Source organism: Crocosphaera sp. (assembly GCF_030064895.1).
Classification (GTDB): domain Bacteria; phylum Cyanobacteriota; class Cyanobacteriia; order Cyanobacteriales; family Microcystaceae; genus Crocosphaera.
Map to the genome: position 1 here is coordinate 1 of NZ_JASJEB010000054.1, position 16,328 is coordinate 16,328.

Sequence of the window (16,328 nt, forward strand, 5' to 3'; positions counted from 1 at the left end):
GGGTGCGTTGGCTCCTCTATTTTAGCACAAACCTTGATTCAACTGTCTCCCTACGGTCGATTTATTTGATTGGCAAAAATTCATCTCACCGTTAAGCTGTCGCTGTAACGGGAGTCCTCTTTTTGCATTTAAGATAGAAAATGTTCTAACTAATTTTTGTATTAGCTTTGATTATTGTTCCTGTTTAATAGCTGCCAAAACTTGGGCATGAATTGCTCCATTAGTGGCTAAAACACCGTGATTATTGCCCAATTTTGCCCCAAGAGAAAAATCTAAGGGTTTACCCTCTAAATCTGTTACCTTGCCTCCGGCTTCTTGCACAATAATCACTCCAGGTGCATGATCCCAAATATTTTCTTTTTTCCCCTTAAATTGCGGTAAAGGGACTCTGGTGTAAAAATGCGCCTCTCCTCTAGCGATCGCCCCATATTTAGCCAAAGAATCCATCTGTTTCGCTGTATAAGTCAAACCTAAACGGCGATCAACGGCCGTTTGTACTCCGCGATCGCTATGAACCGATTCCACACTTTCAATCCGATACAACTGCTCAAAATTCGAGGAGTGATCGACTTGAATAGGTTGAGAAGTTCCCCCTTCTAAGGGTATTTCTATCGCCCCTTGACCTCGAATTCCTAAGAAAATCACACCCTTACCACCGTCTTCTCTGGGAAAAGCAGGACAAGCTAACACCCCTAACTTTACCTCTCCATCTTCCACTAAAGCCAAAGCAACGGCGTATTGATCCCCCCGAATAAATCCTTTTGTGCCATCGATGGGGTCCAAAGTCCAATAACGTTCCGCAACCTGTCCATTCCCCCAGTTAATCCAATCTATGACATTATCGGGGGTAGCAGTGGGAATAGTTTGTTGTACCTGTTCAATAATTTGCTGACGTACCCCTGCTAACTCTGGTTTTTCTAAGAAGGTGGCATCTTCTTCCCCAATCACAGGATCATCAGGAAACACCTCAATTAACCCTTTACATAAAATAGCTTGCGCCCCAAAATCTGCCACAGTTACGGGACTGGTATCAGCCTTTTTAACCGCTTTTCCCGCGTCCGTTTGTTGCACTCTTTGACAGAGTTTAGCCCCTTCTGTCACTATTTTCAAAGCTAATTCTTTTTCTGCTTGGTAATTCATTTTTTAGCAAAATTATTAATTGTTAATTGTTAATTGTTAATTGTTAATTGCTTAAGCATTGCTTGTACCACACGATTTAAACCCACAGAATTAGACGCTTTAAATAAAATGCGATCGCCTGGTTGAATAACTTCCTTTAACCGTTGTATCAATTGTTCGTGGGTTGAAAAAGACTGGGTTTCAATGGTTTTCACCCCTTCAATAATAGCTTTGGCTTCGGGATCATCTACCAAAATAAACAGACCATCGAGGCCCAATTTTTCGGCTGTTTCCCCCACTTCCCGATGTAATTCGGCAGAAGCTTCTCCCAACTCCTTCATAGTACCAAGAACAGCTAAATGACGGCTTCCCGGGGTATCTTTGAGCAGTTGTAAGGCCGCCTTCATGGATTCTAAACCAGCGTTGTAGGTTTCGTCTAGAAGGATGACATCGTTTTTGAGGGAATATTGTTGCGATCGCCCTTGAGGAAGATTGACTGTTACCCCTTCTTTTAAAACAGTCCAGTCCAAATTTAACTGTTGCGTGACAGCTAAGGCCGCTAAATAATTCAAGGCATTATGACGGCCAGGTAAAGGTAAAGGAAAATCTACCCCTTCTACTCTTAATATTTGATTTTCTAACAATTCTCCTGTAATGTCTCCTCCTTCTAACCCATAAGTGATAGTTTTGCCTTGCCACACCGTTGCTGCTGTTTCCATGAGACGTTGATCATCGTGGTTGAGAATAGCCACACTATCTTGAGGCATTTCGGCCAATAATTCACATTTAGCCTCAGCAATCGCCTGTCGTGATCCCAGTCGTCCAATATGTGCTGTTCCCACATTGGTTATAATTCCGATTGTAGGAGAGGCAATTTGACTTAAGAGGGCAATTTCTCCTTTGCCTCGCATGGCCATCTCAATCACAGCGTAGTCATGATTTGTGGTTAATCCCAATAGAGTTTTGGGTACGCCAATTTCGTTATTGTAGTTAGCTTGGGTTTTATGGACGTTTCCGTAAACTCCTAAGACGGCAGCAATAATTTCTTTGGTTGTGGTTTTACCCACAGATCCAGTTATGCTAACTATAGGTATCTGTACCTGATTTCGCCACCAATTTGCAATTGCTTGATACGCGCTTAAGGTATCTTTAACAACAATTTGCGGTATTTTCTTAGTTGATTGTACAGAGACTTCCTGATTAACAATTACAGCAATCGCCCCTTTGGCAATTACATCATCAATAAAATCATGTCCATCAAATTTATCCCCTTGTAAAGCAATAAAAATATCATTTTCTTCTATTTTTCTACTATCGGTACTAATTTTGTTGATAGCTTGATTAGATAAAGATTGTGATTTTTTTTGTAAGACAGCAGACAATATAGTTGGAATTTCACTGAGAATCATAGTGATAATTTGGAATAATTACTGAGAAAAATGTAGAAAATTTACGGAAGAAAATCAATTAACAATTCGTGATCAAGATCACATACAAAAGGTGTTTTTTCCGTTATTTTTAGATATGTCTTTAAAAAATAAAGTTCAATTAGGAAAGTCTATTCTATGTAACTGTGAATGAGATCATAAGCATATTAGATAGAGATAACAAAACTCACACAAAAGCGATTTTCAAAATTTTTTCCTACATTGCTACAATTTAGGAAGGAGACAACCAACACTGTTGACCATAACCAAAAATCTAAAAATAGTTGAGCAATTACTATCATCGAACCATTAGTGGGCAATAAACTTACCTATAACCTAAACGGAATTTTACAGCCCCAGGTTAAATTAATCAATTGAAACGGGCTGACGGCCATGAAGAATCTGAATCAAAGCTACTCAAGACAACAAGGATTTCAAGAAGAACAAGTCATTTACGACTACTTCTTACAGCATATCCGAACTGATACCCCAAGTCAGTTGATTGATGATTTTCGTCGGTTATTTATCGAGGTACGGGGGTTCCGTGACCTTGAAGTTTCTACGGCCTTAGAAAAAATCGTCAAACGGAAAAATAACGAACATCAGTTTAACTACTTCTTCAACCGTTGTTGTCATATTTTGATTAATCATTGGCAGATGGATGTCCAGTCCCAGGCTGCGATTCCTGAGTTAATTGGACTGTTAGAAAATCTTGCCCCTCCTCGCAATGGTTATCAGAGTAAAGCTAATCGTGTCAGATATCTGGTCAAAAACTTCACCCAGTGTGATGAGAATGTTAAACTCCAACGGTTAGCGCGAGTAATTAACAACAAACTTAATCCAGATAAGTCTAATCTGGTAGGTAACTTGATTCATCGTTATCCTTATCTATACAATCATTGTCTGTTGGGAGACGAAAGTAGTCAAGAACACCAACAAACTGTTAGAAAAGTTAAAAATCAAACGGAAAAACGTTTTGAGGTTGATCTATCTCGCTATGTTACCTACAAAGTTAGATTAGCCCAAGTATCACGTGCCCCTGAGTTAGCGGTCGAGAAAAGTCGGATTATTCGTCCCGTAAAAAACCCCACTCTCCTCAGAGATAAAGATTTAAACCAAGCTTTAAAGCATTATGTGGGAACAGTGGATGGGGGTTATAGCTATAAGAGACTATCCCAAAACTTCTTGACTCATACGGTTCATACTAAAACCTTTGGACGTTATAAAGACGATCTTTATGAATATATTCTCACTTCTTTAGATCCTAAATATTCCAAAGGACAATTTAATAAAAATCTTTATAATTTACTACAAAATACCCTCCCTGAATGCAATCACCAAAGACCCACCGAGTTCTTAATTTTACGGACTTCAAGTCAATTAATGAATTTTCTGGTGGTTGAAAACGGGAAGAAACCAGAACATTATGTTTTTGTGGATATGATTTCTAACATGGGAGTGACTCGTACTATGGGTTTATTACTTAAGGTGGTTTTGGTCTCTGGCAAAGTTAAACCCTACCTAGAAAAGCGTTTTTCTATCCTCTTTAACCATTATGAATCATTTACGAAAGAAGGGGTTCCCTGGTTGGTCAAATCTTTAGAAAATTTACAAGTAGCTTTTAGTGTTCATTTTGGTAAAGTAGATCTATCCTGCTTAAAGCAAGTAAAAATGAGATAAGTATATGTTTCAAGCGACACGCCGTCGTTTAGCTCTGTGGTACACTACAGTTACAGCAATTTTACTTCTTCTGTTTGCTACAGGGGTGTTTTTTTATGTTCGTAGCACCCTTGTAGAACGGGTTGATGACACTTTAAAGCACGTTGTAGAGGTGGTTAACCGTTCTTTGGTCATAGAGTCGGTTTCTGTGTCTGAGGGACGTTATAAGGTCAATGTGGAGGCCAGTTTTCGAGACAATGCTGAGGAAGCAGAAGATGATCATATCGATCTCGAATGGTTTAACCCTCAAGGAAAGTTAGTCTGGTCAACTTTTAGCGATCCTCCCATCATTCCCCTTCATCTTTACAGAAGGGCAGAAACGGTTCATTTTAGTGGCGATCGCATTCTGAGACAAGTTACCCAAAGAATTAATTTAGACCGTTATATTTTAGGTTATTTACGGGTCAGTCATCCTTGGTTTGAGGTTACAAAACCTATTCGTCAACTTAGTGTTGATCTCGCATTGGGAACGTTAATTACTATTATTATTGTTGGGTTTATTGGTTGGTTTTTATCTGGTTTAGCTATTCAACCTATAAGAGAATCTTATCACAGTTTAAAACAATTTACGGCGGATGCTTCCCATGAGTTAAGAAACCCTATTGCTACTATTCAAACCAATGTACAAATGGCTTTAGCTTATGGAAATAGTGATCCACAAGTGCAACAAAGACAGTTAAAAGTGGTGGAAAGGTTAACACAAAGGTTAGGAAATTTAGTCAATGATTTATTATTTTTAGCCCGATCTGATAGTGGAGTTTTACAAATTAAACAGCAAACTATTCCTTTAGATGCTTTATTAATTGAAGTAATAGAAGAACAAAGAATTTTAGCACAACAGAAAAACATCTTTTTATCACTACATATCGTAGAAAATGAACAAAATAGTTTGTTAACAAATGAGTTGGAAAATGATGAAGATAATTTCAGTTTATTGGGGGATTGGGATCAATTAGCTCGTTTATTTACCAATTTGATTAGTAATGGTTTAGAACATAGTTTTTCAGAGGATAATAGCTCAGAAAAAGAGCAAAAAGTTGCCTCGGTTGAAGTAGAATTGACAAAGATTAAACGTGATCGTTTACATCATTTACAAGTCAAAGTAAAAGATACAGGAAAAGGTGTGCCTGGAACTGCTTTAAGTCATTTATTTGATCGATTTTATCAAGTTGATCCTTCTCGAAAAAGTACAGGAGGTTCTGGGTTAGGATTGGCGATCGCTCAAGCAATTGTAGATAATCATCATGGACAAATTAAAGTAGAAAGTGAGTTGAATAAAGGTACAATTTTTACTGTTATTTTGCCTATATAAATTCATTGCTTTTTTATTTTGAAACCATTTCATTATATGTTTAATTATCATTAGTGCTATAGTATAAAAACAATTGAAAAAAAGTTCTACAAATTACCCTAAATTATGACAGTTGCATCATCTAATTATCAATTCAATTATATTCCTCATTGTAAACCCAATCAATTAATTTGTGGTCATGGACAAACAGCAATTATTACAGGATGGACTGTAAGACAATCAATTGCTAAAAAATTGAGCCCAGAACACTATGCAGTTATCGGAAATTTATACAGTCCAACTAGGGGAATTAGTCCTTTAATTCGTAATTTATTAGCTAATCCTCATGTGAGATTTTTAGTTATTTTAGATGCGACAAAAGAAGACAAAAATGCAGGTAGTTGTCAATGTTTTCTAGACTTTTTAGAACGGGGTTTTACTAAAGGAAAAAGTGATACTGGTCGAGATATTTGGGTAATTAATTCCGAGATTAATGGATATATCGAAATCCAAATTGATGCTAATGCTTTAGAAAATTTACGTAAATCTCTAGATTATAAACTGGCCAATTCTATTAAAGAAGTAGTTAATTATGTTGAACAATTTAGGCAAATAAATAACAAAAACCCTTGGGGAGAACCTTTAACATTTCCAGTGATAGAAAACACTCCAACGGTATTACCTGGACCGAGATATGGTCATCGTATTGAGGGGAAAACTATCGCAGAAACATGGGTTAAAATATTGCAGAAAATTAAAACAACAGGAACTATTAGACCTACTCAATATGGACAATGGCAAGAATTGATTGATCTAACTTCTATTGTAACCGATGAACCCTCAAATTTTTATTTTCCTAATCCAAATTATTTACCAATAAAACGAGAATTTATTAATGATTATATTGGTCAAATTCTTGATGATGCACCTCAAAAAGAAGGGGTAAAATACACTTATGGTCAAAGGTTGCGATCGTGGTTTGAAAGGGATCAAATTAAACAAGCAATTGATAAATTAATCAGTGATAAAGATTCATCCAGAGTAGTTATGTCTCTATGGGATGTTAAAGATTATGAAAACAATGATAGTCCTCCTTGTCTCAATCATATTTGGGTGAGAATAGTTGATAATGAATTATCATTAACTGCGACATTTCGTAGTAATGATATGTTTTCTGCTTGGCCAGCAAATGCAATGGGTTTACGAGAATTACAACAGCATATTAGAAAAGAAATTAATAATAAATCTAATCATAATTTTCAGGTTGGACCTTTGATTATTATCAGTCAAAGCGCACATATTTATAGTGATTGCTGGGAACACGCAGACAAGGTTATTGAAACAGAATATACTAGAATATGTCAGCAAATAACTTATAATGATCCCAGTGGAAGCTTTTTAATTTCTGTTAAAGATAATGAAATTATAGTTGAACATATTACCCCAGGTTCAGGAGAAGTAGTTAACTGTTATTCAGGAAAAACTGCTAGAAAACTTTATCAACAAATTGCTGATACTTGTCCAAGTCTTGAAATTAAACACGCTATCTATTTAGGAACAGAATTACAAAAAGCAGAAATATGTTTAGTTAAAAAATTAGATAGTTATCAACAAGATAAACCTCTCATTTTTTGAAATATTGACATAGATATATCTTGGCTTGATTAATAATATTTATTTAGTTCCTGTATAGAGATCCACTATGTTTCTAACTATTTTGGCCATTGCTATTCCTACTGTTACAAGGGCAATAATTATAATATTTATATTGTATTCAAAATGAGCATTAATTATTAGTCCGGCAGCTAAAAATAGGAAAATAATTATACCTTCCATTATCTCTAGTTTAGCTATTTGCCATAAAGACTTTTTTCTAACTTGAGCAAGTAATTTAACAAATTTTGAACGACTACCTTCTGAGTTATATAAAGACTGAGGAGGTGATTCATTTCTCAAGAATATAATAGTACAAAATGTTTCCCCATAATCTAATTTAATACTTTCTGAAGAAAAATTCTGTACTGGAATTAATAATTCCCCTTCTGCCCATCCTGGATCTACTTTAGTGGATATATGAGATAATCCTAAAGCAACTTTAGAAACTTTAGATAAAATTAAGGCGGAAATACAACCGTTTTGGGGCATTTTAATTTCTTCAAGGGTACCAATTAAGGCAATATCTCTAGGTTTAATGAGCAGTTGTTCTCCTTCGTTAAGGGTAGTAAGAGAAGGCTTTGTTATAAAAGACTTCATGAAACCACCAACCCTCAAATCATAACCCATTGAGGTTAAACAGTCCTCATTATATTTTTTAATTAATAATTGTGTTTCTCTGTTCCATTGGTTTTCTTCTGTACACAAAATCTTCTGTATATCAGTATCAGTTAAAATAGGCATTGAATAATTCTGTGGTTTAATTTTGTGGGCTAAAAAGATAAATAATCCCTAAAAAGCTGAATAAGCAATAATTACATACGAGGCAGAGTAACGCTTTCAGGTTGATCTTGATATTTACCACTACGAGATTCATAATCTATAGAGCAAGGTTCTCCTTCTAAAAATAGTAATTGAACAATGCCCTCTTTTGCATAAATTCGACAATCAGCACTGGATGAATTAGAAAATTCTAAAGTTAAATGTCCTCGCCAAGCTGCTTCGGCAGGAGTCACATTTGCAACAATTCCACAACGAGCATAAGTGCTTTTTCCTAAACAAATGACTGTAACATTTTCTGGTACTTCCAAGCGTTCAAAAGAAACCCCTAATCCATAAGAATGAGCAGGTAAAATAAAATAAGTACCACTAGAATCATGATAGAGTTTTGTCGACTCTAAATTGTCAGAACTAAAATTTTTAGGATCAACAACTGTCCCCGGAATATGTCTAAAAATACGAAACTCTACAGCAGATAACCTAATATCATAGCCAAAACTACTTAAACCGTAAGAAATAACAGGTACATCCTCAACTCTACGAACTTGCTGAGGTTCAAAGGGAGATATCATACCCTCTTTTGCCATTTTTATAATCCAGATGTCGTTTTTAATCACTTTAGGTCTATAAAGGTAAAACTGGTAATTATTGTCCCATAAAGTAAGACCATTTTCATCAACTTGGACTACAGATATTGATCTTGCCGGGGTCAACGGCCGTTGACCCCGACCCAAATTTGTAGCTATACTTTAGGAAATTGCTATGAGTCATAGCCCAAGCAGCAAAACACGGCATTTCTACCCACGGAGCCAGTATTTATGTTACCTTAGAACCCTGTCTTTACTGCTTAAAATTAATTATTTCTGCTGGTATTAGAGAAGTTCTCTATGAAAGCGATTTTAATAAGGGTGATAAAGTCTTGGTTAGAGATGCTTTTATTAAAGACGGTTTAGTGAGTTTAACTCAAATAAAGTTATCCCAAGAAACAGCAAAACGCGCATCTTTATTCCTCTTAAATCCTACCTTAACAGCGAGAGAAAAGTTAGAAAATCATCAAACTTTATAAGGTAATTTTTGAATTGCTTTATTAGAACCAATGACAACCATTGATAAGTCCTTATCTAATTTTTCTTGAGGGTTAGGGTTAATTTTGAATTTATCATCATTTCCTATCGCTAACACACTAATTTTATAACGACTTCTTAAATGTAATTCTTCCAGGGTTTTGCCATGAAACTCTTCAGGAATACGAGTTTCTACAATACTATTATCGGGGTCAAGCTCAAACCTTTCCAGTACCCCTGGGTTTTGGGTTAATAAATGTCCTAAATTACATCCTGCTTGGTATTCAGGAAAGACAACTAAATCTGCTCCAACCCTTTTTAATAGTTTACCATGAACATCGGAAGAAGCTTTGGAAACAACATATTTTACTCCACCTTCTTTGACGTTTAAAGTAGTAATAATACTTTCTTCTAAATAGTTACCAATAGCAATAATAACTGTATCAAATTCAAAGATTCCTGCTTCTTTTAAAGCATTGGGTTTAGTAGAATCTAATTCAATGGCACTAGATGCAAGTTTTTCTGCTAAAACTTGAGCAACTAACGCTTCATTGAGGTCAGTTCCTAATACTTCATATCCTAATTTATGAAGTGTTCCACAAACAGCGCGGCCAAACCTTCCTAACCCAATAACAGCAAATTGACGGGTTTCTCGACGGAGACTACTAAAAAAATTTAAGGATTTCAAGTTGATACCTCACCCTTTTTTTAAACAATATACTACTAGACATTTCGATTAGGACAATTATCAGATTCCTCCTTGCCTCGGAATGACAATTAAAGGTAGAAAAATGTCCTAACTAATTTTCGTACTGTTATAGCTTGCTTCTGCCTTATTATATCAAATTTAATGTCTATCCCACCAATAAATTTTCTTCAGGATATTGAATAACCGTGGGACGAGTTTCTCCTGCGATCGCAGCCATAAATACCAGAATTCCAACTCTTCCAGTATACATAGTTAAGATTAATAATAATTGAGAAACTGCCGATAATTTATCTGTAATTCCTGTGGATAATCCTACGGTAGCAAAAGCGGAAATAACTTCAAAGAAAACTTGTAATGAAGTACGAGCAGATTCAAAAAAGCTAGGATGAAAAATACCCTCATTTAAGTAGATCAAAAAAGTCATTAACACCACCATATTAGTAGAACCAAAAACAACTGCTACTGCTTTTAAAATTAATGGTACGGGAATTTCTCGCTCGAACATTACCACCTCATCATTCCCTCTTAAAACAGAACGAGTACAGTTAGTTAAAATGCTCAATGTTGTTGTTTTAATTCCCCCTCCTGTTCCACTAGGACTGGCACCAATAAACATTAATCCCATAGTTAATAATAAACCAGCAAAGGTCATTCCTCCGATATCAATACTATTAAATCCAGCAGTTCTTGTGGTAACAGATTGAAACCATGCTGTTAGTAACTTACTTCTTAAATCCAGATTACCTAATGTATCAGGATTAAGATATTCCACGAGAAAAAAGATTAGAGTTCCGAATAATAATAAAATTGCCGTTGTACTGATTACTACCTTAAAATTTAAAGAAAAAACCCATCTTTCCCGCTTTCTAGTAACAAAATGAACAATGGCCATATAAAGTTCCATAATAACTTGATAACCAATGCCACCAAAAATAATTAATAAAGGAATAATAAAATTAATAGTTAAAGAATCATCCAGACTGGTTAAGCTATCAGAAAATAAGCTAAAACCTGCATTATTCCAAGCACTAATACTATGAAAAATTGCATACCATAACCCTTTTAAAGTTCCATATTTTTTGGAAAATACATTAAGCATCAAGAGAATACCTAAAATTTCAAAAACTAGAGTTGTAGCAATAATAGAACGAATCAGGGTCTTACTATTCCCGTGTAAAAAAGGACGATCAAAAGACTCTTGTATGGCCAATTTTTGTCTGAGATCAAACCTTCGCCCTAATAATAAAATCAGGAAAGTTGTGGTAGTCATATACCCTAAACCTCCCACTTGAATTAAAAGTAAAATAATTAATTGACCCCAGAAAGAAAAATAACTTCCTGTATCAACAACAATTAATCCAGTAACACAAACAGCAGAAGTCGAAGTAAATAAGGCAACTAGAGGATTATTCCAACTACCATCATAAGTGGCAAAAGGTAACATTAATAACAGCGTTCCTACAGCAATTACCGCAAGAAAACCTACACAAATTGTCCTAGCAATTGTCATTATCAAATAGTAAATCTACAAAAGGATAGACTTATTTATTATTAATTATTGCTGATTTATTGTCAATTTTTTATTATCTGTTTTCCTAATTAAACATGATCAGAATTATTATGGCTTAAACTTAAAAATTGGGAATTTGCAGATTCTCCTCTGTTTTTGGTGGAACCGTTAGACCATTGAGAGACCGATGCAGACACAGTTTCTTGTTGTAGTTGATCGAGGGTTTCCACAAAATCTTTAATCCCTTTAAACCTTCCATAAACAGAAGCAAAACGAATATAAGCCACTTCATTTTCTTTCCGTAAATATTGTAGTACCAACTGGCCAATTTCGTGAGTGGTAACTTGTCTTTGAGGACGTTGTTGTAAATAGGACTCAATATCGTCTACAATGTTCTCAAGGCGTTGATGAGTAATTCCTGTCTTCTCACAAGCTCTGACCATACCTCGCAAGAGCTTGGAAGCATCGAAGGACTCTTTTTTGCCGTCGTGTTTAATAACAGTTATGGGAACAAACTCGATGCGTTCATAAGTGGTAAAACGGTGTTTACAGTTTAAACATTCACGGCGACGACGGGTGCTTTGCCCGCCTTCGGAAGATCGCGATTCTAAAACGCGGCTATTTGTATGCTGACAGTAGGGACATTGCATAGGACGATCCGTAATAACGGAAAATTAAAGTAAAAGAAGTAAGAACTCAAAATAATTAGTAAATTGCGAGAAAATACAAGATTCTGAGCCGTCTTGACTCCCCTCGCTTAAAATTGGGGAAAATGACGGCTCAGATAACCTGGAAACTGACTGGTTTTGGGGAGATTAGACCCTGAAACCTACTTTTGGATACGGGGGGGTTCGCGAAAAGCGATCGCAAAGAAAAGAACCGCCAATGCCATAATTAAAACAACGATATAAGCAACGCTTTCCATCTTAAGAATTTCCTAAAATTATTTTCATACCTAGTGTATCAAAAAATTGACAAAATTCCATGCAGTACCGGGTACTTATCAGTGAACAGTGAACAGTGACCAGTGATTAATGGCCAGTGATCACTCTGCTAAAGACTTTGAACTAAGACAAAGGGTTGTACAATTAAAGTCTTAAATAGTTGAGTTTGGTCAATATTCCAATCACTTAATTGTTGATTGGATGGCTTACAAATTAATTGTTCTGTAATCCAATGTTCAACAGCTTTTTTGTCATCTTGAGCGATAGCAACACCGACATCTAATAGGTTTAATTTTTCATTAACTACAATAACAGCATCCCTTTGGGCGTGGGGTTTAATGTCATTCCAATTAACATCGGCCATGTCTTCTTCTAGTTTTTTTCTGATTTCTTCCATAAATAGTTTCTACTTGATCAATTAGGTTTTCAATTGTCAATTATCAGTTACCAGTTAGCAGTTTTTATTTAAATTGATTGGTCACTGGTAACTGTTCACTGTTCAAGGTGCTATAATGAAGCCAGAACGAGGAGATACTGTTATTTTTAACTGGTTATTATCCCAATTAATTGCTCCTTCTCCATAAATAATCTGACTTGGTTTAGCCTCTAAAATTGAGGGTACTTTATCAAATTTATCTATTAGCATTTCTGCTTTTTCTAGACCACTATTCACCGCAATAATCAACCCTTCTTCTCCTAAAATACGGGCAAAAACATAGACATTTCCTTGAGTAGCAATAACCTGATAGTCTCCTGTTCGTAAAGCCGTATATTTTTTGCGAATTTGGATTAATTGTTTATGATAAGATAAGGTTTCTTGATCCCATTTTTCCTCTGTAGGAAAACCTTTTCTTCCATCAGGATCTCTACCACCTTCAATACCAATTTCATCGCCATAAAATATGTTTGGAGTGCCAGGAAAGGTAAATAAGAATAACGTAGCTAACTGTAGAGAAGTGCGATCGCCTCCTGCCATAGTTAGAAAACGAGAAGTATCGTGACTATCCAGGAGATTTAACTGGGTTAATTGAATTTCCCAAGGATGACGGGCTAATAATTCCTCAATTCCCTTTGCATATCCCTCTGCATCGAGGGTTTCGTAGGGCTTATAAAAACTGGGGATAGTGTCCTTGTCAACGCGATCGCCAATAACAAAACAAGCAGTTAAACGAGCAAACGGATAATTCATCACCCCATCAAATTGCTTGCCATCTAACCATGGAGTGGCATCAAAAACGATTTCTCCGACAATATAGGCTTCAGGATTCACCGCTTTCACTCTTTCGCGAAATTCCTCCCAAAAACCCTCTGCTTTGACACAGTTCGGTACATCCAACCGCCAACCGTCGATCCCTTGTTCTAACCAATATTCCCCCACCTGCATAATATATTCTTTCACTGCCGGATTATCGTGGTTAAACTGAGGTAAAGCGCGATAATCGATCCAAGAAACATAATTAGCCGGACGACTGCCATCATAAGCAGATAAAGGCCACCCTTCGATTTTAAACCAATCTAACCAAGGGGAATTTGGTCCATTTTCCAGGATATCGTTAAAAAAGAAAAAGCCACGACTAGCGTGATTAAATACCCCATCTAAAACCACCTTGAACCCTTTATCATGGGCAGTTTTCAACAAGAGATCAAAAGCCTCTCTTTCTCCCAATAAAGGATCGATGGCATAATAATCTTGGGTATGATAGCGATGGTTGCTGGCAGAGCGAAAAATAGGGGTAAAATAGAGGGCATTAACCCCTAAATCTTGTAAATAATCCAATTTATCAATGACTCCCCAGAGGTTGCCCCCTTTGTATCCTTGGAAAGTTGGGGGCGCGTCCCAGTCTTCTAGGGGTACATCTAATAACCATTTTTGGTGAGGTGGAACCTTTCTTGCAAAGGTATCGGGATAAATTTGGTAAAAAATTGCGTCTTTTACCCAATCGGGAGTTTTTATAGCCATTTTTATACCTCTCAGACAAAGACACGATGTTGTAAGGAAGGCATTTGTTGGCGCACTTGTTTTACACGGTTAGGGTTAATTTCTGCTAAGGCCATACCCGGTTGTTGTCCTGCGTCGTCTAAAATAATGCCCCAAGGGTCAATAATGACGGCGTGACCGTGGGTAAAGCGTCTGGCGTAGTGGTTGCCCGTTTGTGCTGGTGCGACGATATAGCAGGTGTTTTCGATCGCTCTAGCTTGTAGAAGAACTTGCCAGTGATCTTTGCCAGTAAAAGCGGTAAAAGCAGCCGGAACAAATAAAACTTCTACCCCTTGACTCGATAAATGACGATATAACTCGGGGAAGCGCACATCATAACAGATAGATAGTCCTAAGTTACCTAAGTCTTCTGAAGCATAAACATCAGGTAACTTGTTTCCTGGCATCACTGTACTTGATTCCCGATAAGTATTACCATCAGGGACATCAACATCGAATAAATGAGCTTTTTGATAACGAGAGACTTCTTTTCCTGTGGGATCAACTAAAATAGCGGTATTGTAAGCCTTTTTTCCATCGCCTTCGACGGGGACTGGAAAGCCTCCGCCTAAAATGGTTACTTGAAAGCGTTGGGCCATAGTTTTGACAAATTTTTCCGCTTTTTGGGAAATTTCTGAGGCTTTGTTGAGTTTGTCTTCTTCTTTCCCTAGAAAAGCAAAATTTTCTGGTAGACCGATTAATTCGGCACCACGACGTACAGCAAGTTCAATCAGTTCTTCAGCCTCTACTAGATTTTTTTCTAGATCGGGCTTGCTTGTCATTTGAATAGCAGCAGCAAGATAAGGTTTCATTCCGTCCTTATAATCAAAATCCTAATTGTGATTATAAGCTAAGACGGGAGGCTAGGAATATCTAGTCTTAAAAATACTCAGAGAAAATTAAGGTAAGACTAGGCTGTTTTTCATTTACTGGTTGAAACATTATAGTGACCTTACATGGAAAACACAGAAAGTCATGGTTGAAGAATATCAACTACAATCGAAGAAATTAGATGAAAAAGAAACAGAAATACAATCATTTGTTGCTCAAGAACAGTTACAAATGATCGGTTCTATTACTTATCTAATGATGAGTTCTAGTTTACACAGAAAATATGAAATCATTGATATTTCAGAACGATTTATCCCTTCATTAATTCACAATCAATTTCGCTATTGTGAAATTGAAGGTCAGCCTTTGGGATTTGTTAATTGGGCATGGTTAAGTGATGAAGTAGAAGAAAAATTTCAAACAGGAAATTATGTTTTGAAACTAGATGAATGGCAAAGTGGAAATAACTTATGGTTTCCAGAATTTATCGCACCTTTTGGTCATGCGCGTTTAATTATTAAAGATTTGCGGACAAATGTTTTACCAAAAGGAACACCAGGAAAATCATTAAGAATTCGTCCCGATGGCAGTTTAAAAGCAATTGCTAATTGGAGAATATAGGTTTTTATCTTGTTTAAAAATTTTGTAAAATTAATGAGGAGATGTATTAATCATGGGAAAAGTAGGTAACTTTTTTAAGAGTGTTGGTAAATCTATTGCATCCACATTTACTGGTAACTATGATGGTACCAACGGCAACGATAATATCCATCTACTGGCAATCTCTACTACCATTCATACAAAGCATGGTCACGATAAAATCTATGGAGTCGGTGGAGGTCTGAAGGTAAGAGATGATAGTGGTCATTTAGACCTTTATGGTGCGGCCATCGGTGTTGATGTTAGAAAATATCAATGGGGTAATATCTATTTTGCTGGTGCTGCTGGCAGTTCCTACGTTGAATCAAAAGGGACAGGAAATATCTATTTTGCTGGTGCTGCGGGTAGTTCAAGAGTTAAAAAATATGGTAATGGAGAAATAACTTTTAAAGGTGTAGCTGGACATTCAGATACTTACCAAAGTGGCGATGGAAACCTCTATTTTGCAGGTGCAGCAGGGTACGCTAAGGTAAGAAAATATGGCAATGGAGAAATTACTTTTAAGAGACTGTTTGTAAAGAAAAGATAAAGAAATTAGGCGGCACAGATTTGTGGTTATAAAACTATGGAATAAGTTTTTATGACAGTTTTATGAAGAGACGTTCTTATCCGTCAGATATAACAGATTCCCAATGGGAAATAA

General features: G+C 36.3%; 16 protein-coding genes and 1 pseudogene. 6 read left to right on the forward strand and 11 right to left on the reverse strand.

Going from position 1 to position 16,328, the window contains the following annotated elements; translation table 11 throughout:
* Positions 1–171: 171 nt before the first annotated feature.
* Together QNJ66_RS13475 and murF are read right to left on the reverse strand one after the other, a co-directional pair.
* Positions 172–1,140 carry a 3'(2'),5'-bisphosphate nucleotidase gene (locus QNJ66_RS13475; RefSeq protein ID WP_300507740.1) on the reverse strand — a complete coding sequence of 323 codons (969 nt, stop codon included), beginning with the start codon at positions 1,138–1,140 and terminating at the stop codon, positions 172–174.
* 29 nt (positions 1,141–1,169) lie between these two features.
* Positions 1,170–2,528 carry a UDP-N-acetylmuramoyl-tripeptide--D-alanyl-D-alanine ligase gene (murF, locus tag QNJ66_RS13480; RefSeq protein WP_300507743.1) on the reverse strand — a complete coding sequence of 453 codons (1,359 nt, stop codon included), beginning with the start codon at positions 2,526–2,528 and terminating at the stop codon, positions 1,170–1,172.
* A 411-nt stretch (positions 2,529–2,939) separates the two neighbouring features.
* On the opposite strand from murF, the gene QNJ66_RS13485 reads away from it, so the two are divergent.
* The 3 genes from QNJ66_RS13485 (at position 2,940) to QNJ66_RS13495 (ending at position 7,191) form a co-directional block, all read left to right on the forward strand.
* Positions 2,940–4,226, forward strand: a complete 1,287-nt coding sequence (locus QNJ66_RS13485; RefSeq protein ID WP_300507746.1) for a hypothetical protein — start codon at positions 2,940–2,942, stop codon at positions 4,224–4,226.
* 4 nt (positions 4,227–4,230) lie between these two features.
* On the forward strand, positions 4,231–5,577 hold the full coding sequence (locus tag QNJ66_RS13490) for a HAMP domain-containing sensor histidine kinase (protein ID WP_300507748.1): 1,347 nt from the start codon (positions 4,231–4,233) through the stop codon (positions 5,575–5,577).
* A 105-nt stretch (positions 5,578–5,682) separates the two neighbouring features.
* On the forward strand, positions 5,683–7,191 hold the full coding sequence (locus QNJ66_RS13495; RefSeq protein ID WP_300507751.1) for a thymidylate synthase: 1,509 nt from the start codon (positions 5,683–5,685) through the stop codon (positions 7,189–7,191).
* 39 nt (positions 7,192–7,230) lie between these two features.
* Here QNJ66_RS13495 and QNJ66_RS13500 read toward each other — a convergent pair whose 3' ends face one another.
* Positions 7,231–7,953 carry a hypothetical protein gene (locus tag QNJ66_RS13500; RefSeq protein ID WP_300507753.1) on the reverse strand — a complete coding sequence of 241 codons (723 nt, stop codon included), beginning with the start codon at positions 7,951–7,953 and terminating at the stop codon, positions 7,231–7,233.
* Between the two features lie 71 nt (positions 7,954–8,024).
* Entirely contained in the window at positions 8,025–8,576 is a 552-nt protein-coding gene (gene dcd / locus QNJ66_RS13505) for a dCTP deaminase (protein ID WP_300507756.1), read from the reverse strand.
* 182 nt (positions 8,577–8,758) lie between these two features.
* Between dcd and QNJ66_RS13510 the strand changes: the two are divergent.
* A pseudogene (locus QNJ66_RS13510) lies at positions 8,759–9,055 on the forward strand (deaminase); the annotation flags it as partial.
* On the opposite strand, the gene QNJ66_RS13515 reads toward QNJ66_RS13510, so the two are convergent.
* From QNJ66_RS13515 to QNJ66_RS13545, 7 genes are all read right to left on the reverse strand, one after another.
* On the reverse strand, positions 9,043–9,741 hold the full coding sequence (locus QNJ66_RS13515; RefSeq protein WP_300507757.1) for a TrkA family potassium uptake protein: 699 nt from the start codon (positions 9,739–9,741) through the stop codon (positions 9,043–9,045). The pseudogene QNJ66_RS13510 and the gene QNJ66_RS13515 sit on opposite strands and share 13 nt — an antisense overlap.
* 166 nt (positions 9,742–9,907) lie before the next feature.
* The gene (locus QNJ66_RS13520; RefSeq protein WP_300507760.1) at positions 9,908–11,272 is read right to left on the reverse strand and encodes a TrkH family potassium uptake protein; all 1,365 of its coding nucleotides are present in this window, start codon (positions 11,270–11,272) and stop codon (positions 9,908–9,910) included.
* Between the two features lie 89 nt (positions 11,273–11,361).
* Complete coding sequence (gene nrdR, locus QNJ66_RS13525) at positions 11,362–11,922, reverse strand: transcriptional regulator NrdR (protein WP_300507763.1); 561 nt, start codon at positions 11,920–11,922, stop codon at positions 11,362–11,364.
* A 179-nt stretch (positions 11,923–12,101) separates the two neighbouring features.
* Positions 12,102–12,197 carry a photosystem II reaction center protein T gene (locus QNJ66_RS13530; RefSeq protein ID WP_300507768.1) on the reverse strand — a complete coding sequence of 32 codons (96 nt, stop codon included), beginning with the start codon at positions 12,195–12,197 and terminating at the stop codon, positions 12,102–12,104.
* Positions 12,198–12,325: 128 nt separating this feature from the next.
* Positions 12,326–12,613: a DUF2288 domain-containing protein gene (locus QNJ66_RS13535; protein WP_300507770.1), complete on the reverse strand. Its 288-nt coding sequence runs from the start codon at positions 12,611–12,613 to the stop codon at positions 12,326–12,328.
* A 102-nt stretch (positions 12,614–12,715) separates the two neighbouring features.
* Positions 12,716–14,176, reverse strand: coding sequence for a glycoside hydrolase family 13 protein (locus QNJ66_RS13540; RefSeq protein ID WP_300507772.1), 1,461 nt, complete (start codon positions 14,174–14,176; stop codon positions 12,716–12,718).
* 11 nt (positions 14,177–14,187) lie between these two features.
* Positions 14,188–15,006 carry a carbon-nitrogen hydrolase family protein gene (locus QNJ66_RS13545; protein ID WP_300507774.1) on the reverse strand — a complete coding sequence of 273 codons (819 nt, stop codon included), beginning with the start codon at positions 15,004–15,006 and terminating at the stop codon, positions 14,188–14,190.
* 163 nt (positions 15,007–15,169) lie between these two features.
* On the opposite strand from QNJ66_RS13545, the gene QNJ66_RS13550 reads away from it, so the two are divergent.
* The gene (locus QNJ66_RS13550) at positions 15,170–15,646 is read left to right on the forward strand and encodes a toxin-activating lysine-acyltransferase (protein ID WP_300507777.1); all 477 of its coding nucleotides are present in this window, start codon (positions 15,170–15,172) and stop codon (positions 15,644–15,646) included.
* 52 nt (positions 15,647–15,698) lie between these two features.
* Entirely contained in the window at positions 15,699–16,214 is a 516-nt protein-coding gene (locus QNJ66_RS13555; protein ID WP_300507779.1) for a hypothetical protein, read from the forward strand.
* Positions 16,215–16,328: the final 114 nt, after the last annotated feature.